This window comes from Acidovorax sp. SUPP3334, from assembly GCF_030159055.1.
Classification (GTDB): domain Bacteria; phylum Pseudomonadota; class Gammaproteobacteria; order Burkholderiales; family Burkholderiaceae_C; genus Paracidovorax.
Genome location: NZ_BQXQ01000023.1, coordinates 12,690 through 31,467, shown reverse-complemented (window position 1 = coordinate 31,467; position 18,778 = coordinate 12,690). Strand labels below are relative to the sequence as shown.

Annotated in this window: 20 protein-coding genes; 13 read left to right on the top strand and 7 right to left on the bottom strand. The window is 62.0% G+C overall.

Features of this window, described 5'->3' with window-relative positions:
- Position 1: 1 nt before the first annotated feature.
- From AVHM3334_RS14260 to AVHM3334_RS14235, 6 genes are all read right to left on the bottom strand, one after another.
- Entirely contained in the window at positions 2-655 is a 654-nt protein-coding gene (locus tag AVHM3334_RS14260) for a NeuD/PglB/VioB family sugar acetyltransferase (protein ID WP_284413288.1), read from the bottom strand.
- Complete coding sequence (locus AVHM3334_RS14255) at positions 652-1,422, bottom strand: SDR family NAD(P)-dependent oxidoreductase (protein WP_284413286.1); 771 nt, start codon at positions 1,420-1,422, stop codon at positions 652-654. The genes AVHM3334_RS14260 and AVHM3334_RS14255 overlap by 4 nt, the downstream gene beginning before the upstream one ends.
- On the bottom strand, positions 1,419-2,177 hold the full coding sequence (locus AVHM3334_RS14250; RefSeq protein ID WP_284413284.1) for an SDR family NAD(P)-dependent oxidoreductase: 759 nt from the start codon (positions 2,175-2,177) through the stop codon (positions 1,419-1,421). Before AVHM3334_RS14250 ends, AVHM3334_RS14255 begins: the two co-directional genes overlap by 4 nt.
- Positions 2,174-3,211 (bottom strand): ketoacyl-ACP synthase III, encoded by a 1,038-nt coding sequence (locus AVHM3334_RS14245; protein WP_284413282.1) that lies wholly within the window; start codon positions 3,209-3,211, stop codon positions 2,174-2,176. The genes AVHM3334_RS14250 and AVHM3334_RS14245 overlap by 4 nt, the downstream gene beginning before the upstream one ends.
- A gap of 4 nt (positions 3,212-3,215) precedes the next feature.
- Positions 3,216-3,446: an acyl carrier protein gene (locus AVHM3334_RS14240; protein WP_284413280.1), complete on the bottom strand. Its 231-nt coding sequence runs from the start codon at positions 3,444-3,446 to the stop codon at positions 3,216-3,218.
- A 100-nt stretch (positions 3,447-3,546) separates the two neighbouring features.
- Positions 3,547-4,776 carry a flagellin gene (locus AVHM3334_RS14235; RefSeq protein ID WP_284413278.1) on the bottom strand — a complete coding sequence of 410 codons (1,230 nt, stop codon included), beginning with the start codon at positions 4,774-4,776 and terminating at the stop codon, positions 3,547-3,549.
- A 387-nt stretch (positions 4,777-5,163) separates the two neighbouring features.
- Between AVHM3334_RS14235 and AVHM3334_RS14230 the strand changes: the two genes are divergently transcribed.
- The 4 genes from AVHM3334_RS14230 to AVHM3334_RS14215 all read left to right on the top strand — a co-directional run bounded on the left by AVHM3334_RS14230 (position 5,164) and on the right by AVHM3334_RS14215 (position 8,861).
- Positions 5,164-6,390: a flagellin gene (locus tag AVHM3334_RS14230; RefSeq protein ID WP_284413276.1), complete on the top strand. Its 1,227-nt coding sequence runs from the start codon at positions 5,164-5,166 to the stop codon at positions 6,388-6,390.
- 161 nt (positions 6,391-6,551) lie between these two features.
- Positions 6,552-7,976 (top strand): flagellar filament capping protein FliD, encoded by a 1,425-nt coding sequence (fliD, locus tag AVHM3334_RS14225; protein WP_284413274.1) that lies wholly within the window; start codon positions 6,552-6,554, stop codon positions 7,974-7,976.
- 157 nt (positions 7,977-8,133) lie between these two features.
- On the top strand, positions 8,134-8,559 hold the full coding sequence (gene fliS / locus AVHM3334_RS14220; RefSeq protein WP_284413272.1) for a flagellar export chaperone FliS: 426 nt from the start codon (positions 8,134-8,136) through the stop codon (positions 8,557-8,559).
- Between the two features lie 2 nt (positions 8,560-8,561).
- Positions 8,562-8,861, top strand: a complete 300-nt coding sequence (locus tag AVHM3334_RS14215; protein ID WP_092745692.1) for a flagellar protein FliT — start codon at positions 8,562-8,564, stop codon at positions 8,859-8,861.
- 337 nt (positions 8,862-9,198) lie between these two features.
- Here the strand turns inward: AVHM3334_RS14215 and fliE are convergent, their stop codons facing one another.
- A complete protein-coding gene (gene fliE / locus AVHM3334_RS14210) occupies positions 9,199-9,507 on the bottom strand; it encodes a flagellar hook-basal body complex protein FliE (RefSeq protein ID WP_284413270.1) in 309 nt (102 codons plus the stop codon).
- Positions 9,508-9,678: 171 nt separating this feature from the next.
- On the opposite strand from fliE, the gene fliF reads away from it, so the two are divergent.
- The 9 genes from fliF to fliN all read left to right on the top strand — a co-directional run bounded on the left by fliF (position 9,679) and on the right by fliN (position 18,767).
- Complete coding sequence (fliF, locus tag AVHM3334_RS14205; RefSeq protein WP_284413269.1) at positions 9,679-11,367, top strand: flagellar basal-body MS-ring/collar protein FliF; 1,689 nt, start codon at positions 9,679-9,681, stop codon at positions 11,365-11,367.
- 50 nt (positions 11,368-11,417) lie between these two features.
- Entirely contained in the window at positions 11,418-12,413 is a 996-nt protein-coding gene (fliG, locus tag AVHM3334_RS14200; RefSeq protein ID WP_284413268.1) for a flagellar motor switch protein FliG, read from the top strand.
- Complete coding sequence (locus tag AVHM3334_RS14195; protein ID WP_284413267.1) at positions 12,397-13,125, top strand: FliH/SctL family protein; 729 nt, start codon at positions 12,397-12,399, stop codon at positions 13,123-13,125. Before fliG ends, AVHM3334_RS14195 begins: the two co-directional genes overlap by 17 nt.
- A gap of 127 nt (positions 13,126-13,252) precedes the next feature.
- Positions 13,253-14,611: a flagellar protein export ATPase FliI gene (gene fliI / locus AVHM3334_RS14190; RefSeq protein WP_284413377.1), complete on the top strand. Its 1,359-nt coding sequence runs from the start codon at positions 13,253-13,255 to the stop codon at positions 14,609-14,611.
- 22 nt (positions 14,612-14,633) lie between these two features.
- A complete protein-coding gene (gene fliJ, locus AVHM3334_RS14185; RefSeq protein WP_284413266.1) occupies positions 14,634-15,107 on the top strand; it encodes a flagellar export protein FliJ in 474 nt (157 codons plus the stop codon).
- A gap of 2 nt (positions 15,108-15,109) precedes the next feature.
- Complete coding sequence (locus tag AVHM3334_RS14180) at positions 15,110-16,486, top strand: flagellar hook-length control protein FliK (RefSeq protein WP_284413375.1); 1,377 nt, start codon at positions 15,110-15,112, stop codon at positions 16,484-16,486.
- A 246-nt stretch (positions 16,487-16,732) separates the two neighbouring features.
- Complete coding sequence (locus tag AVHM3334_RS14175) at positions 16,733-17,314, top strand: flagellar basal body-associated FliL family protein (protein ID WP_284413265.1); 582 nt, start codon at positions 16,733-16,735, stop codon at positions 17,312-17,314.
- A gap of 18 nt (positions 17,315-17,332) precedes the next feature.
- The gene (gene fliM, locus AVHM3334_RS14170; protein WP_092745698.1) at positions 17,333-18,337 is read left to right on the top strand and encodes a flagellar motor switch protein FliM; all 1,005 of its coding nucleotides are present in this window, start codon (positions 17,333-17,335) and stop codon (positions 18,335-18,337) included.
- A complete protein-coding gene (gene fliN / locus AVHM3334_RS14165) occupies positions 18,327-18,767 on the top strand; it encodes a flagellar motor switch protein FliN (RefSeq protein WP_284413263.1) in 441 nt (146 codons plus the stop codon). The genes fliM and fliN overlap by 11 nt, the downstream gene beginning before the upstream one ends.
- The last annotated feature ends 11 nt before the right edge of the window (positions 18,768-18,778 follow it).

The following is an 18,778-nucleotide window of genomic DNA, read 5'->3' as shown; positions in this document are numbered from 1 at the left end:
GCTAACGAAAGGAAAACGGTTTGGCCGGATTGCCCATCACGGTAGTCCCTGGCGCAACATCGCGGATGACGACGCTGCCTGCACCGACGATGGCCCCATCACCGATGGTGATGCCTGGAAGGATGGTGGCATGGGGATGGATCACGACATCGTTTCCGATCCGTGCACCACCGCCGATGAAGACGAAGCTGGCAATCTGGCAGTAGTCGCCGATCGTCACGTCGTAACCAACGATGGTGGTGGACAAAATAGTAACGAGTTCACCGACCTGAACGTCGGGGCCTAACGATACCTTGCGCTCGAAAAGTCCACCTGGTGAAAGCTGTACCCGTTCACCCGTTGTCAGGTCGGGCCGCAGAATGATGAAATTGGCGCCCTGCTTTCGCAGGTTGGCGCTGTACTGCCGTTTGGCGGCCGGGCCGCCCAATGCGCAAACGAAGATGTCTCCCTCTTGCACTTGGTACGTCAGAGGGTCGCCAACGATAGGCAGGTCACTAGGATTGTGAAGGCCCGTTCGATTATCTAGAAACCCTTTTACGTCCCAAGCCGTGCCGAAGGCCAGGTCGGAGCGCGCCAAGCTGGCGGTTGCACGGGCAAAGCCGCCTGCGCCAACGATCAGTACCCGGTTGGGGACGGTTTTTTTTTCCGTGGTCATACAAACTCCACACCCCCATCCATGCTGAAAACGGCACCAGTGACCTTGGTGCTGGCTCCACTCAGGAAATACAAGCAAGCTTGAGCCACATCGGCAGGCAGACCGATTCCCAGCGGGTAGCGTTTGCGACTTTCCTCGAACCAATCTTTGTCCTCGGTGATCAGCGTGGTTTCAACCAAGCCTGGGCAAAGAGCATTGGCCCGAATTCCCCGTTTGGCCAGCTCCAACGCCAATGGGCGCAGCGTACCCACCAGCGCAGCCTTGGAGCCCGCATAAGGGCCGACGCCGACGGTGCCTGTCAGCGCGGCAATGGAAGAGAGAAATACCAGTGACCCTCCGGCACGAATCTGTCCTTTGGCCAGCAGGTGCCGCGTCAGCATCATCGGTGCGACGTAATTCGTCTCCATGACCTGGGTTAAAAAAGCATCGCTCACCATTTTCATGGGGGCAAGGCCGCGGATGCCGGCGCTATGGACGACGCCATCAAGCAGGCCACAGTCCGCGGCAAACTGCTTGCGAGCAGCCACATCCGTGAGATCGGCAACCAATGCCCGGTGACCAGTGCCTTCCAAGCTGGCAAGCGTTTCTTCAAGGCGCTCAGCATCTCGCCCGGCAATTACCATTTGGGCGCCGGCGGCCGCGCACTGCTTGGCGACTTCCTGACCAATGCCTTTGGAGGCGCCAGTCACCAGCACTGTTTTCCCTTCCAAGCCGAAGATGCGCTTGGCTGCAGAGAGTGCAGCGTCAAGGGTGACGACAGTATTCATAGCCGGATCGGCAGGGAGATGCCACCATCAAGGGTCAATGTGGTTCGCGTGATCCAGCGGCTGGCAGGAGAGAGCAGCCAAGCCGCGGCGGGGGCTACATCATCTGGGGTCACTGTGCCGAGGGGGGTTAGCGCAATTTTTTCGCTCATGTCGGTGGTGCTTCCCAGGCGATGGAGCATGGGGGTATCGACGTAACCGGGGGCAATGCAGTTGGCGCGGATGCGTTGCTTCGCGTGCTCAAGCCCCAAAGTACGGGATGCCGCTTCAAGCGCTGCCTTTGAGGCCGCGTAAGCACCAGCGGCCTGTGGCGCAGCCCGAGCCGACAGGGCGCTGATGAAAACCAACGAAGCTCCTTCGCGCAATTTGCGCTTGTGCAGCAAACGCTGGGCGAGCCCGATCGGCGCCAGATAGTTGACCGCCAGCATTTGCTGCAGATATTTTTCACTGGCCATGCGCATCGGTACCAGTGTGGCTACGCCGGCGCACGAGACCAGACCATCGAAATGCGGGGCCGACTGCACCAGCGCATCGAGAGTGGCCAGGTCGGTAATGTCGCCCGCGACCACGGTGTGCCCCGAGCCTGCCAAACCGGCGTGAGTCATCTCCAGTCGTTCAGTATCCCGCCCGCTCAGGCACAACTCAGCGCCGAGTTCTGAGCAGAGCTTGGCCACCGCTGCACCAATTCCGGAAGAAGCCCCCGTCACCAGAATCCGGCGGCCATGCAGACTGAAATAGGCCGTGGGCGCGTTAATCACGAGATCAAAAGCGGTGGAAATACCGCGTTTTCGATGTCAAGAATGCATGTCCCCCAGGACAGGCCGATTCCAAAGCCGCCCAGCAAGAGCTTGTGGCTGCCATAAGCCAACGTCTCAGCAATGCGGGCCGTCATGGTCACCGGCAGCGACGCGCCGCTGGTGTTGCCAAAATCCGCCAAGGTGGAGGGCACCTTCTCAGCCGGAAGTGCCAGCTTCTTGCGGATGGTTTCGTTGATCATCCGGTTGGCTTGGTGGAAGATGAAGAAGTCGACATCTTCCGAGGTGACCTTCGCGTATTCCATCGCACGTCGTACGGAAGGCGGCACCTGCTGCGTCGAAAAACTCAGCACTGCGGGGCCGTCGAGAATCAATTCTGCAGGCCAATGCAGCGTGCCATCATCGTCACGCTTCGGAATGCTGTGCTGGGGACCGAAGGGCTCGCGATGGCCACCCACCGGCAACATGATGGCCTTATAGCCACTGCCGTCGCTGTTGAGATCAAAGTGCATTGGTGGTGCACTTGGGTCGAACTCAAGGGCGGTTGCCGTGCCGGCGTCGGAAAACAAGGGGTCGTTCAAGGTGGCGCAGCGATCACCCACCAGCACCAGCCCTTTCTTGACCGCGCCGGAGGCAATCATGCTTCCCAGGATATGCAGGCCGAACGGATAGCCGGAACAGCCCAGGTTCACATCGAATGCGATGGTCGCCTGCGAAAGCTTCAGGCGATCTTGCAGGATGATGGCAGTGGCCGGGATCAGATAGTCAGGCGATTGAGTCACGACGATCAATGCGTCGATTTCTTCGCGCTGCCAGTTCAGAGAATCGAGCAGTACGCCAGTCGCGTCGAAGGCGAGGTCCGAAAAAGTTTGCCATTCCTGGCAGATGCGGCGCTGCTGGATGCCGATGTTGCGCACCAGGCGCTCTCGCTCCGAACGAATTTTTGGGGCTGCATCATCGATGTTGTGCAGGATGCGCTTGGGAACGCAGCTGGCCATGCCTGCGAACCGAACATTGCTTAACGTGGACAGCCCCATGGTGCTAACCCAAGAGTTTGTACAGATCGGTGATTGTGGCGCAGTTCTTCAGATCGTCCCCTACGATTGTTTTGCCGTAATCCACGTCGAACATCACGATCACGCCGAGAGCGGCAAGCGAGTCCCACTCCGGAAGGCTGAGAAGCGGCGTTTCTGGCGTGACCTCCACGGGGTCCTGGAAGTCGACCGCGACCAGGAAGTTTTCGATGAATTGCTCGATGGTGGGGGTGGACATAGCGGCTCCAGGGCAAAGAAAGAGCCCGGGCGGCGGATGCCGCCGGGCAAGGTTTGAAAGGGCTGCGCGGCAGTGTAGCCGCGAATTTCAGCGACTCCGATCAGCCCTGCAGAAGCTTCAGTACCTGCTGGGGCAGCTGATTGGCCTGGGCCACCATCGCGGTCCCAGCTTGCTGCAGGATCTGCGTGCGAGACAGGTTGGCCGTTTCCTTGGCAAAGTCGGCATCCACGATGCGGCCACGGGCTGCCGCCATGTTTTCACCCTGGATGTCGATGTTGGCAATGGCGTTTTCGAAACGGCTTTGCAAGGCGCCCAGGTCTGCACGGGCCGAATTGACCTGGTCGATCGCGCTGTCGATCTTTTTGAGGGCGACCCAGGCCTCGCTCTGCGTTCCGACGTTGACGCTGTCGATGCCTTTTTGCCCGGTGCCTGTAGCGTTGGCCAATGTGGGAGGGGTAAAACCCGTATCGGCCACGGTGAACCCGGTGGTTCCGCCGAACGCAACGGTCTCTGGCACGGGGGGGACGGCATTCGTCAGTTTCGAGGAGGCAAACTCCAGTCCGTAGCTGCCATCGTCGTTTTTGGTCAGGAATGCGGTGACGCCCGTGTCTGCGGTTTTGTTGTTGATCGCCGAAATCACTTGGCCAAGGCGCTCGATGCCGGAGCCGGCCGCTTTGATGCTTCCCAGGTCGATCGCGGATGCCGTACCGATTTGAATCGTCAGGCCACCGGCGGGGATGGCGCTGCCGAAAGCGGAAATCGATGCATCCGATGCATCGATGGCGATCGCCGTGCTGGTGCTCGAGTACATGATGCTGGACAGGCCCGAAGCGCGGGTGTCTGCCAAAGCGCCCAGCGTGACGTTGTCGCCGGAGTTGGCGCCGACCTGAAACAAGGCGCCAGCAAAGCTGCCGTCCAGAATCTTCTGGCCGTTGAAGCTGGTTTGCTTGGAGACGCGGTCGATTTCGTCGGTGAGTTGCTTGACTTCGGACTGCAGTGCAGCCCGGTCGGCTTTGCTGTTGGTGGCATTGCTGGCCTGGACGGCCAATTCGCGCATCCGCTGCAGCATGTCGCCGACCTTGCCGAGGGCGCCTTCTGCCGTCTGGGCCAGCGAAATACCGTCGTTGGCATTGCGGGATGCCACGGCCAATCCCTTGACCTGGGTGTTCATGCGCTCGGCGATGGCCAGGCCGGCAGCATCGTCCTTGGCGCTGTTGACGCGCAGGCCGGAAGACAGCCGCTGCATGGTGGTCGTCAAGGATGCAGCCGACATGCCCAGGTTGCGCTGGGCGTTGAGGGAGGCGATGTTGGTGTTGATCGTTGAGGCCATTACGGAACTCCTTCGCAAAAGGGACAAGGCACAGCTGCCGTGGCCAAGGACACCTCTCCGTCAGCGGGCAACCCTAGCGTTAGGAGAATTCTCTCTAGATGGCCATTTCCCGGCGTTGGGAAAAAAGGGCAGAAAACCGGCCATCTCCGCCCTTGTATGGCTACGGCGAAGACTCCGCTCAGAGGGAGGGCGCATTTTTTTGCACGTGGAGGCTCAAGTTCTGCAGGGGCTGCCCGATAACCTAACCAACAGGTTCAAGCGAATTTGTTGACCGGCAAGCGATGGATGGGTTCACGTGACTGCCGCCCCGGTCTTGGCAGCTGGCCATGGGGGTCAGCGTTGTGATCGGCGGTCTAGCCGGAATTTAAGTTACCAAGGAGCATTTCAATGGCCTCTACCATCAACACCAATGTCGCTTCCCTGACTGCTCAGCGCAATCTGGGGATGTCGCAGAACTCTCTCACCACCTCGATGGCTCGCCTGTCCTCGGGCTTGCGCATCACCAGCGCCAAGGACGATGCAGCCGGATCCTCGATCGCCGAGCGCATGAACACCCAGATCAAGGGTCTGGCCGTGGCGGCCCGCAATGCCAACGACGGCATCTCGCTGGCCCAGACGGCGGAAGGCGCTTTGGGCAAGGTCGGCGACATGCTGCAGCGGATGCGCGAACTGTCGGTGCAGGCCAGCAATGCCACCAACAGCACGAAAGACCGCGACGCCTTGCAGTCTGAAGTGAAGCAACTCACGAATGAAATCGACCGCGTTGCCAAGCAAACCAGCTTCAACGGCCAGAAGATCCTGGACGGCAGCTTCGCGGGTGCACTGTTCCAGGTGGGTGCCAACTCTGGTGAAAACATCACGGTGGGCGCATTGACGAATTCTTCGGCGACCGGCCTGTCGAATATCGACTATTCCACCGGCAGCGTAACGGCCCTGAACGCTTCCGACACAACGGTGACGGGCTTCAGCACCAAGATCGCTGCAGGCGGCCTGACGATCCAGGTGGGCTCCGCGTCTGCCATCGATCTGGGCGAAATCAAGGCCGCTGGTTCTGGTGTGGAACGCCTGGGTCAAGTGGTGTCTGCGATCAATAACAAGTCCGCCGATACCGGTGTGACCGCTTTCCTTACCAAGAAAGACGACGGCACGTACGATCTGGAGTTCGCGTCTTCCAAGCTGAACAGTGCGACGCCTCCAGTGCCAGAAACCATTACCTTCGGCGGCACAACGGGCTTTTCTGTGGCGAACACGGGTTTTGCAGCCCCCACGCTCGCGGCCGCCACCGGGACCGACAAGAAGGGTATCGATACGGTTACCGTGGGAACACAGAAGGATGCGTGGGTCGCCCTGAAGAAGATCGACAGCGCGATCGATCAGGTGAACTCGGCCCGTGCCGACCTCGGCGCCCTGCAAAGCCGGTTCGAAAATTCGGTCGGCAACATCGACATCCAGGCTGAAAATCTGTCGGCATCGCGTGGCCGTATCGTGGACGCAGACTTCGCCAAGGAAACGGCCAACCTCTCGCGCACTCAGATCCTGCAACAGGCTGGTACCGCGATGGTGGCGCAGGCCAATCAGCTGCCCCAGGGTGTTCTGTCCCTGCTGCGTGGTTGATCGGATCGGTGGCTTATAAGGGGGATCGGAGCGGTCCGGGCCCTTTTAAGCGGCGACAGGGCCACTCCTGTCGCCGCTTTTCCTGCTTTTAGATCGAAGCGATTTTCGCCACAATCGTGTATTGATTGTTATGGCGGCCCCGGCTGCCTGGGAGACCGAAAATGGGTATTACCTCGATAGGCATTGGCAGCGGGCTCGATGTGGAGACGATCGTCACCAAGACGGTAGCGCTGGAAAAGCAGCCCCTTGTCCAATTGCAGGCCAAAGCGGACACCATTCAGACCAAAATTTCCACGTTTTCCCAGGTGAAATCGCTGCTTTCGACATTGTCGGACGCTGCGGCCAAGCTGACCCGAGACAGCGCCTGGAATGGTTTGGCGGTCAGCTCATCCAACAGCGCTGCCGTCACGGCCACCGTGTCGGGCATCGCCAGTGCTTCGTCCTTCGGTGTCAGCGTGCAACAACTGGCCCGCGCGCAATCGAATGCTTCGACAGCGGTATCCAAGGATTCCGTCGTTGGCGCTGGCACCATGACCATCCAGCTCGGCACCTGGGATTCCACGGCGAATCCGCCGGCCTTCGGCGTAGGGTCTGGCAAGCCGATCAATGTTTCGGTCAGCGCGACCGACACGATCACCAACATCGCTGCAAAGATCAACGAGGGCGATACCGGTGTCACCGCCACCGTGTTGCGCGACGCCTCGGGTGAGCGGCTCTTGCTGCGTTCCAAGACCACGGGTGAAGATTCGGGCTTTCGGGTGCAGGTCGCGGAAGACCCGGCGGCGCCGGGCTTGTCGAAGCTGGCTTTCGATCCGCAAAATTCTCCGGGCGTCGGCTTGGCGGCCAATACCATTCAGTACGCCCAGAACACGCAAGCCAAGATCAATGGGATCAGCGTGACCTCCAAGAACAACACGTTCACCGAGGCCATACCCGGCGTGACGTTGACGGTGTCGCAAATCACCACCACCGACGTAGAAATGGGGTTGAAAGCCGATACCGCCACGATGAAGAAGAACGTCCAGGACTTCGTGGATGCCTACAACGCTGTCAATGACCTGCTGGGTTCCTCCACCAAGTACGACAGCGAGACCAAAACCAAGGGCGTGCTGCAGGGCGACAGCACCGCAGTCGGATTGCAAAATTCGCTTCGCGCCGCTATCGGCGCTGCTGCAGGCGGCACCGCTGCCCTGCAGACGTTGTCCGATATTGGCCTGGAAATACAGCGCGGTGGCAAGCTGACGGTAGACAACACCAAGCTAGACAACGCGTTGAAAGCGCCCGACACGCTCAAGCAACTGTTTGCCTCCGATCCTGCCAGCGGTGGTACGGGCACCGGTGCTGCGGTCCGTATGAAGTCGTTCACTTCCGGCTTGCTGTCGCTGGACGGCCTCATCAACAACAAGTCCGATGCCCTGGACCTGGAGGTCAAGCGCAATAGCTCCGACCAAGACCGGGTGAACAACCGCGCTGCGGTACTTGAAAAGCGAATGCGGGCGCAGTACACCGCGCTGGACACCCAGATGGGCAGCCTCTCGGCCCTCAACAGCTACATCACGCAACAGGTTGCGCAGTGGAACAAGTAACTCGGTAGCCCAGGCCTGCTGCCATGGGGCGGCTGGGCGGAGCGCTGGATAACACCCCGCAAACAGCCTTGCCGACACGCCAAAACTCTTAACGAATGTCCTTGAGTTCCTTCCTGATTTGCCGATATTGACTGTAAGTAGCATGAAGGAGTTCTCGATGTACACGCCAGTCAGTTCCCGCGCCGCCTCGGTCTATCGGCAGGTCGGTGTGCAATCCAGTGTGGATGGCGCATCGCCTCATCAATTGATTCAAATGCTGTTCGATGGTCTGGTTCAGTCACTCAACGCTGCCCGTGGTTCCATGCACCGTGGTGATGTGGAAGAAAAAGGCCGGCAGTTAGGAAAAGCCGTGCGAATCATCGAGGAGGGCTTGAAAGGTGGTCTCAATCCCATGCAAGGCGGGGAATTGGCCGCCAATCTGCGGGCGCTTTACGACTACTGCGTTGGGCGGCTCACCATGGCCAACTTGCGCAACGACGTGACGCTGGTGGAAGAAGTCGTCAACCTGATCACGCCGGTGGCGCAGGGTTGGGGCGAGATCGGTTCTGGTGGCCGTACGGCCGGCCAGGGCGGAGGAAACTAAGAATGTCTGAAATGCTCATCGATTACTACAAAGCCATCGAAGACAGCAGCGCCAAGATGCTGGAGGCTGCCAAGCTCAAGGATTGGGACGGGGTGGTGCGCTATGAAGGCGCCTGTGCCGTGCTGATCGAGCAACTGCGCTTCAAGGCCCAGGAGCACGACCTGCTGCCTGAACACCGTCGGGAAAAGACGCGGATCATGCAGCGCATTCTGAGCAACGATGCCCAGATCCGCTGCCTGGCGGAACCCTGGCTGTCGCAGTTCGAGCATCTGCTGGAGCGGCAGCCGCAGATGATGCACTGACAGGGTCGCATGGCCGTGCCTCCGGGTTTGGCCATGCGATTGCGATGGTCGCTTCCCGCGCGGGGTGCCGGCCGCCGTCGGCACGGTCTCCAGCCGGAACCTGCGCAGTGTTGTTTTATGGAGCAGCCGTGGTGCTGGTCCAGTCGGGTCAGGCGAAGATGAAAAATCCCGCCGATGCCGCACCAGCGCAAGGCTGGCTGTGGAGGCGGGATCAATAGGCCAAGCTGAAAGTCATATCAGCCAAATTGGCCTCTAGCGCAATAAAATCCACGGCATAGCGCTATAAAAATAATAGCAATGGTAGGGTTGCGCTTTCAGCGTGCCTCGGGATCGGGCGTCACACCTGCATGTTCATGATGTCGGTGTAGGCCTGGACCATGCGGTTGCGCACATGCAGCGTGGCCTGAAAGCCGATCTGGGCCTTCTGGATCGCCACCATGGTTTCCTCCAGGCTCACGGCCGGGTTTTCCATCTGCACTTCCTTTTGCAAGTCTGCCGCCTTGTTCTGCGACGCGCTGACCGACTGCAGTGCGCCCTTGAGCGCGGAGGAGAAGCCGACTTCCTGCGAGTCTTGCGGCGCCGTGGCACGGCGCGCCAGGCCAGCGCCTGCAAGTGGCGTGGTAGAGCTTGATATGCGGAGGTCCATGGCTGTGTCCGAAGGTATGGCGGGATGGTGCAATCCTAGGGGCGCCGCGCCGGTTCATCCTGGCGAATAGATGGTGAAACGACGGCTTTATCTCGGCGATGCGGGCGGCGGGCTCGTCCAATAATCGCCCCACGCCAACCCTCTGCCGGGTCGGTTCTTTTGGAAAGCACCATGTCCGCAGTTGCTGAAATCCCTGTCATCACTCCCGCCAACCCTTCGTGGATGCAGCGGTTTTCCGCGCTCGAACGGGGCCAGCGGATGCGGCTGGGTGCCGGCATGGTGCTGCTCATCGCCGCGGTGATCGCTGCGGCCGTATTCAGCCGCCAGCCGGACTACCGGGTGCTGTTCGCCAACTTGAGCGACAAGGATGGCGGCGCCATCGTTGCCCAGCTCTCGACGATGAACGTTCCCTACAAGTACGCCGAGGGCGGCGGCGCCATCCTGATTCCTGCCGACCGCGTGCATGACGTGCGGCTGCGTCTGGCAACGCAAGGTTTGCCCAAAGGCTCCGTGACGGGATTCGAATTGATGGAGACGAACCGGTTCGGCGTCACCCAGTTCCAGGAGCGGCTGAATTTCCAGCGCGGCCTGGAAGGCGAACTCACCCGTTCCATTCAGGCCTTGTCGTCCGTGCAAAGCGCACGCGTGCATCTGGCATTGCCCAATCAGAACGGGTTTTTCCGGGAACAGCAAAAGCCTTCGGCTTCGGTGCTGCTGAGCCTGTTTCCTGGCCGCTTCCTGGATCGCACGCAACTGGCCGGCATCGTGCACCTGGTGGCGTCCAGCGTGCCTGAGCTCTCTCCCTCGGCCGTGAGCGTGCTGGACGACACGGGCAAGCTGCTGTCGCAATCGTCCGACACGGCGGCCGGCTCGGGCGTCGATGCTCAGCAGCTGAGCTACGTGCAGCAGATCGAGCAGCAATACACCCGCCGCATTCTGGACATCCTCGAGCCGGTGGTGGGCAAGAACAACGTCAAGGCCCAGGTGACGGCCGAGGTCGATTTCAGCCAGACCGAATCCACGTCCGAGCAGCACCGCCCCAACCAGACGCCCGACGCCAGCGCAGTGCGCAGCCAGCAGGTCGTGGAAAGCGGCGGCGCCCAGGGCAATCAGCCGCCCAGCGGCGTGCCGGGTGCGACGAGCAACCAGCCGCCCCAGCCTTCGACTGCCCCCATCAATGGCGCCAACCCGGCCCCCACTGCTGCGAATGGCCAGCAGGGCGCCCAGGGAACGGGCACCAAACGCGAGTCCATCACCAATTACGAAGTGGACAAGACGGTCCGCGTGACGCGCGGCGGCAGCGGAGCCCTGAAGCGGGTGAGCGCGGCGGTGGTCGTCAATTACCAAGCCGTGGCGGAGGCCGCCGGCAAGGCGCCGACCAACAAGGCGCTGTCGGCCGAGCAACTGGAGCAGATGACGGCACTGGTGCGCGAAACCATTGGCTTCAACAAGGACCGGGGCGACTCGGTCAACCTGATGAACACGCCGTTCCTGGTGGACGTCACCCCCACGGTGGACCTGCCGCTGTGGAAGCAGCCTGAAATGATCGAGCTGGCCAAGAGCCTGGGCTGGCCGGTGGGCATGTCTCTGTTCGCTGCCATGGTGCTGCTCGGACTGGTGCGCCCCGCCATCAAGGGCATGGGCAAGCCACGCGCCATTCCGGTGGCCGCGCAGGGTGGCCAGCTGGATGCCATCGAGGCCGAAGAGCCGCAGCGCCCCGCGCTGGCCGCACCGACCAAGCCCGAGGACGCGGTTCAGACGCCTGAGCAGCTGCGGCTTGAAGAAGCCCGTGTGCTGGCCAAGGAAAACCCGATGGCGGTGGCGAACATTCTCAAGACGTGGGTTAACGGCGAATCGTGACGCGGCGCATGCGATGATTTCCGACCGACGCATGAAACCACGAGCTCTCCATGGATGACCAAGGCCTGAACGATGCCGCGATTTTGCTGATGTCTCTCGGCGAAGAGGAAGCCGCCGAGGTCTTCAAGCATTTGTCGCCGAAGGAAGTGCAGAAACTGGGCGAAACCATCGCCCGCATGCGCTCCGTCTCGCGCGAGAAAGTGGATTCGGTCATCAACCGCTTCTCCGGCGATGCCGCCGCGCAAAGCCTGCTGGTGTCCGACACCAGCAACTATGTGCGCTCGGTGCTGCGCCGTGCGCTGGGCGACGACAAGGCCGCACTGCTGATCGACCGCATCTTGCAGGGCGGCGATGTGTCGGGCATCGAAAGCCTGAAGTGGATGGACCCGCTGTCGGTGGCCGAATTGCTGCGCAACGAGCACCCGCAGATCGTCGCTGCCATCCTGGTGCACCTGGATTCCGAACAGGCCGCCGCTGTGCTGATGCAACTCACCGATCGCCAGCGCAGCGAAGTGCTGCTGCGCGTGGCCACCCTGGAAGGCATTCAGCCCACGGCACTCAAGGATCTCAACGAGGTGCTCTTCAAAGTGCTCGCCGGCGGCGACAAGATCCGCAAGAGTTCGCTGGGGGGCGTCAAGGCAGCGGCCGAAATCATCAACCTGCTGGGCTCCAACATGGACAGCGTGGTGCTGGAGTCGATTCGCGGGTACGACCCTGACCTGGCCCAGAAGATCATGGACAAGATGTTCGTCTTCGACGACGTGCTCAAGCTCGACGATCGTGCGATCCAGACGGTGCTCAAGGAAGTGGCGTCCGAAACCCTCATCGTGGCGCTCAAGGGCGCGGTGCCCGAACTGCGCGAGAAGTTTCTGGCCAATATGTCGTCCCGCGCTGCCGAATCCATGCGCGAGGACCTGGAGTCGCGCGGCCCGATGCGGCTTTCCGAAGTGGAAGCCCAGCAGAAGGAAATTCTCAAGACGGTACGACGCCTGTCCGACGAAGGGCAGATCGTGATCGGAGGCGGCGGTGATGACGCATTCGTATAACCCCCGCAGTTACAGCCGCTTCATCCCGAGCGAAGAGGTCGGGGACGTGACGCAGTGGCAGTTCGGCGCCGTGGACGGCTCCGACCTGCTGCCCCCGGTCGCAGAGCCCGATCCGGAGCCGCTGCCGGTGGTTTTCGACGAGCCGACCCATCTGGCGGCTTTGGAGGCTGCGCGCGCTGAAGGATTCGCGCAGGGGCAGGCCCATGGCGAGGAAAAGGCGGGGCTCGAGTGGCAGCAGCGCATGGATGACTACATCGCAGGGCAAGGCCGCGAAGTGGCTCAGCGGCTGGAGCAGGCCGTGCAGGCGGCCGATGCCAGCCTGGCCGGCATGCAGCAACACGTGGCGCAGGAAGTCCTTCAGCTGGCGTGCGACATCGCCCGCCAGGTCATCCGGCAGGAGTTGGCGGGCCAGCCCCTCACCCTGCTGCCGGTGGTGCGTGAAGCCCTGGGCATGCTGGTAACCGAAGGCCGCCCGGCCACGGTGCGCATGAATCCAGCGGATTTCAGCGTTTTGGAACAGCCTTTGAGCGAAGCGCATGCCGGTGCCAAGGTGCAGTGGATCCCCGACGCGGCGGTGAACGAAGGCGACTGCTTCGTCGAGTCGGCCGGCACGGTGATCGACGGTTCGCTGGGCCGCCGTTGGGAGCGGGCCATTGCATCGCTGGGCCTGGCGTCGCCTTGGGATGCGGGCAAGGAAAAAGACCATGGCTGAGTCTTCATCCCCCGTTGACATGCCCGTGGACATGGACATGGACATGGAAATGGGCACGCAAGCAAGCATGAACGACGACGGCGATGCCGGCTCGCGGCTTCCCGCAGACAGCGCCTGGAGCCAGTTCATGGCGGACGCACGGGCCCGAGTGGCGCAGGGCGCGCCGCTGGAGACCCGTGGAACGCTCACCCGGTTGACCGGGCTGGTGTTGGAGGCTGCAGGCATTCGCGTGCCGGTCGGCTCGCAGTGCATGGTGAAGATGCCCGGGCATGAGCCCGTCCTCGCGGAAGTGGTCGGTTTCTCGGCCGATCGCGCTTTCCTGATGCCGGCCGGCGATATCCATGGACTGTCGAGCGGGGCGAGCGTCGTTCCTGCGGCTGCTTACGTGCCGCAGCCCCGATTGGGCGAAAGCCGCCGGCCATCGCCGACGGCCGGCGTTCTGCGTTTGCCCATGGGCGACGGGCTGCTCGGGCGGGTGGTGGATTCGCAGGGCGTGCCCCTGGACCATGGCGGTGCCGTACTCAATGTGACCTCCGAGCCCATGGACCGGCGTCAGATCAATGCCATGGACCGCGATCCCGTCCGGGAAACCCTGGACACGGGCGTGCGCGCCATCAATGCGCTGCTCACTGTCGGGCGCGGCCAGCGCCTGGGGCTGTTCGCTGGTTCTGGCGTCGGCAAGAGCGTGTTGCTGGGCATGATGGCGCGCTATACGCAGGCCGATGTGATCGTCGTCGGGCTGATCGGCGAGCGTGGCCGCGAGGTCAAGGAATTCGTGGAAGACATCCTTGGCGAAGAGGACCGGGGCCGCGCCGTGGTGGTGGCTGCGCCGGCCGATGCGCCACCGCTTTTGCGCATGCAGGGTGCGGCTTACGCCACGGCCATCGCAGAGCACTTTCGCGACAAAGGCAAGCACGTGCTGCTGCTCATGGATTCGTTGACCCGCTACGCCATGGCGCAGCGAGAAATCGCGCTGGCCATCGGGGAGCCCCCTGCCACGAAGGGCTACCCACCCAGCTGCTTTGCCAAACTGCCGGCCCTGGTGGAGCGCAGCGGCAATGGATTGCACGGAGTCGGCTCGATCACTGCCTTCTACACCGTGCTGTCCGAAGGCGACGACCAGCAGGACCCGATCGCCGACGCTGCGCGCGCCATTCTGGACGGACACATCGTGCTGTCCCGCGCTTTGGCGGAAACGGGCCATTTCCCGGCCATCGACATCGAGCAATCCGCCTCGCGTGTGATGCACAACGTGGTTTCACGCGAGCATTTCGAGTTGGCGCGGCGGTTTCGCGCGGTGTATTCGCGTTACCAGAAAAGCCGTGACCTGATCCAGGTCGGTGCCTATATGAGCGGCTCCGACCCTGCGCTGGACGAGGCGATCCGTCTGCAGCCGGCCATGGCCGACTTCCTGCAGCAGAACATGTTCGAAGCGGCCCCTATGGGTGAAAGCCTGGGGTTCATGGCCTCGGTGGTCAACCATTGATGGGCCGGGGGGTAATCCTTTCATGTCTTCCTTGAATGCCTTCCTGGTGGCGGTCGAGATGGCCGAGCGCAAGCGTGACGAAGCGCGGCAGGTGCTTCAGGACGTGCAGCGGGCGCGCCAGGCATCGCAGGCGCAGCTCCAGCAACTGGAAGGCTATTCCCTGGAAACGCAGGGGCGTTGGGGTGCGCAGGCCGACACCACGGTGAAGCCCGAGGTCATGTACCACCACTATCAGTTCATGGACCGGCTCGCGCACGCCATCGGCCTGCAGACCGGGGTGGTGGGCGATCAGGCCGGGCGCGTCGAGCACGCCACCCGGGCCGTGCTGGAAGCCGAGTTGCGGCTGGCGGCATTGAAGAAAGTGGTCGAAAAGCGGCGGATCGAGATGGACAGGCTCCAGGCGCGCCGCGATCAGAAGCAAACCGACGAGCGCGCAGCGCTGCAGTTCGGCAAGGAAAACGCAACCCAAGGCCATCAGGGGCCGCAGGAGTGGTGAACATGGAACCAACACGCATCAACAGTTCGCACGCTGCGCACGAAACGCGCGGTGCCCGCGCTGCAGGAAAAACGGGAGCCGCAGCGCAGGACGGTTCGCAGCAGGCGGCAGGGCAGGGCGGATTTTCCCTGCTGCTGGCCGCCATGGATGCAACGCAAATCACGGATGGCGTCCCCGGAACCCTCGCTAGCGATGCCGGCGCTGGTCTGCCTCCCTTGTCCATGACAGCCGATGTCGCTGCCCTGCCAGCCGACGCCGCCACGCTTGCTGCATTGCAGGGTGCCTTGCCCGGGCAGTTGCCTGTCCAGGGGCAAGCCGCTCTCTCCGCTCAGGGCATGGTTTCCCAGGTGGGTGTCGGGCAGTCGCTGTCTGCGACTTCTTCAGTCAGTGCCGGCACCCCGTGGAACACGGCGATCAGCAGCTTGATGGATTCCGGTAGCCTGGTGGGGCAGACGGCATGGATGGACCGCGCTTCAGATCTCGCCGATGCGCCTGCCCCCACCACGCCCGGAGCAGTCCCTTATAAAGGGCTGCAGGCAAAATTCTCGGCAGCCGTTGCCGGCTCGGCCGCTGGTCCGGATGCCGCCGGTGGTGCTATTGGGGCGTCAGCCTTGCGCAATGCACTGGGCAAGGAGGACAAAAAGACGTCGGCTGCGGAAGTGCCCGGCGTGTTGGCGTCAGCCGTTGCTGCCATCGCATCCGATCGGCGGGATGGAGGCGGTGCTGCAGGTGCTGCGGCCTTTGCTCGCGGAACGAGCGATGCCTTGTCTCCTCCTCCGGTCGCAGGGGCTTTGGCAGAGGCCGTGGCGTTTCGCTCGGAACGGGGCGGCGAGCAGGCATCCGGCAATCAGCAGTCATACGGCGGTGCATCAGGAGCGGAGGGCGGTATGGGCTTTTCGATGGGCGATGCACCGATCGCTACCGACGGCAGCGGCGTGTTGGCCGATCCTTCGCAAGTGGGGGCCGAGGATCAGATCGCAGAACAGGTGGCGTACTGGGTGCATCAGAACACGCAGAGCGCTGAACTCACCATCGACCGCGATGGTCAGCCGGTAGAGGTCATGGTTTCGCTGTCCGGCAATGAGGCACATGTCACATTCCGCAGCGACCAGGCCCATACGCGTGAATGGCTGGACTCCAGTGCGGCTCAGTTGCGTGATCTGCTGCGTGGCGAAGGGCTTGAGTTGTCGGGCGTGACGGTCGGCCAATCGGGTAGCGATGGGGCCAGTGGTTCAGCGGGCGACGGCCGCCGATCGGCGCCGGATCGCGACGGTCCTGCCCGCCATGCGCAGGTCCAGGCGGCCTCAGGCGTCAATGGAAGCAGCGTGGCCTTGAAAAGTACGGCAGCCTCCACCCGAGCGCTGGACGTTTTCGCCTGAATCGGCAGGCTATGGGCGTTCTCGGCGGGTAGAGCGGCACGCGTTACAACATCGTGACAATGGTTCTGGCGCCGGTTCATAGGTAGCGCCTGCCCTACGTGGCTGAAAGCCATGGTTTTGGGCTTTTATTCTGGCTATTATCGAAAGCCAGGGCGCCCAATAATGGGGCCATAGAGCGAAGTGCGCCGCCTGGGCGGCCTTCGCTGTGCCGCCATTTCCTGAATTTGTTGCGCAAGGAACCCCAACGTGTCTGCCAATCCTGCCGCCGCAGCGCCGCCCAAGGCCAAGAGCAAGAAGATGCTCATCATCGGTGTGGTCGTTGCCTTGCTGGTCATTGCTGGCGGGGCGGCTGCCTGGTTCGTCATGAGCAGCCGGCACGCTGCCGACGACGAAGAAGGGGCTGAAGCCAAGCCCCATGCCCCGGCTGCGCCGAAGGTGGCCCCCACTTTCTTGCCGATCGACAACATGGTCGTCAATCTGGCGGATACGGGTGGCGAGCGGTTCGCGCAGATCGGCATCACGCTGGAACTGGCCGACGCGAAAACGGCGGAGCAGGTCAAGCTGTATCTGCCCAGCATTCGAAGTGCGGTGCTGATGCTGGTGTCACAGCGCACCTCCGAGGAGTTGCTCGGCCGCGAGGGCAAAGAAAAGCTGGCGGCCGACATCCGGCGTGAAGTCTCTAAACCCCTGGGGTTCACGGTGCCAAAGCCTCATAAGCGCCCGGCCAGCCAAGAGGCCGAGGACGAAGAAGATGCGCCACGCGCCAAGCCGGCTGCCGACACGAATCCCGTGCGGCAAGTCCTTTTCTCCAGCTTCATCATCCAGTGACGGCGACGGGAGACTGCCATGAGTGATTCATTTCTGTCGCAGGAAGAGGTTGATGCCCTTTTGGAGGGTGTCACAGGCGAGAGCCAGAAGTCGGTCGAGGAAGTCGCCGAGACCGGCGCGGTTCGCAATTACGACATTTCCAGCCAAGAGCGCATCGTGCGCGGCCGCATGCCGACGATGGAAATCGTCAACGAGCGGTTTGCACGCAACTTCCGCATCGGCCTGTTCAATTTCATTCGCAGAAGTCCGGAAATCTCGGTGGGTACGGTGTCTGTGCAGCGCTACAGCGCATTTCTGCGTGAACTGGCGGTGCCGACGAACTTCAATATCGTTGCCATTCGGCCCCTTCGTGGCAGCGGTCTTATCGTGTGCGAGCCCTCTTTGGTGTTCGGCATCATCGACACGTTGTACGGTGGCGTAGGCAAATTCCAGACGCGCATTGAAGGTCGGGATTTTTCCCCGACCGAGCAACGCGTCATCAACCGCTTGGTCGATGTGATTTGTGCCGAATACAAAAAGGCTTGGCACGGCATCTATCCCCTCGACCTGGAATACCAACGCTCGGAGATGCAGCCCCAGTTCGCCAATATCGCCACGCCCAGCGAAATCGTGGTGTCCACGGCGTTCCAGCTTGAAATCGGCGATCTGTCTGGCGCAATCCACATCTGCATGCCCTATGCGACGCTGGAGCCCATTCGCGATGTGCTGTATTCGTCAACACAGGGCGACTCCATCGAGGTGGATCGCCGCTGGGTCCGCGTGCTGACCCGCGAAATCCAGGCTGCCGAGGTGACGCTGGTGGCCGAGTTGGCCAAGGCCGATGCCACGGTGGAGCAGTTGTTGGCCATGAAGCCCGGCGATTTCATCGAACTCGACCGGGAGCCACGCATCCTCGCCTCCATCGGAGGCGTACCGATCTTCGAGTGCCAATACGGCACACACAACGCGAAATACGCCATCCGCATCGAGGAATGCCTGCGCAATTCCGACATGAGCTGGTTGGGAGAAAAGAATGTCAACTGAAGGCGACAACGACAACAAGGATGCAGGCGCTGACGATCCGTTCGCAGGCTGGGCCGAAGCGCTGGAGGAGCAAAAGCGCACGGATGAGCCAGGCACTGCGGATCAGGGCGGGCCCTTGGCCGGCGACCCGATACGGCCTTTTTCGGCCGGTTCGGACTCTCCGGTCAATGACATCAACATGGTGCTGGACATTCCGGTTCAGCTGTCCGTGGAGTTGGGCCGCACCAAGGTGCCGATCAAATACATCCTTCAGCTGGCGCAGGGCTCGGTGGTCGAACTGGATGCACTGGCGGGCGAACCCATGGACGTGCTGGTCAACGGCTACCTGATCGCTCAGGGCGAGGTGGTGGTGGTGAACGACAAGTTCGGTATCCGCCTCACCGACGTCGTCACGCCATCGGAACGCTTGCGAAGGGTCAGCCGTGGATAGCGCGGGCGGCA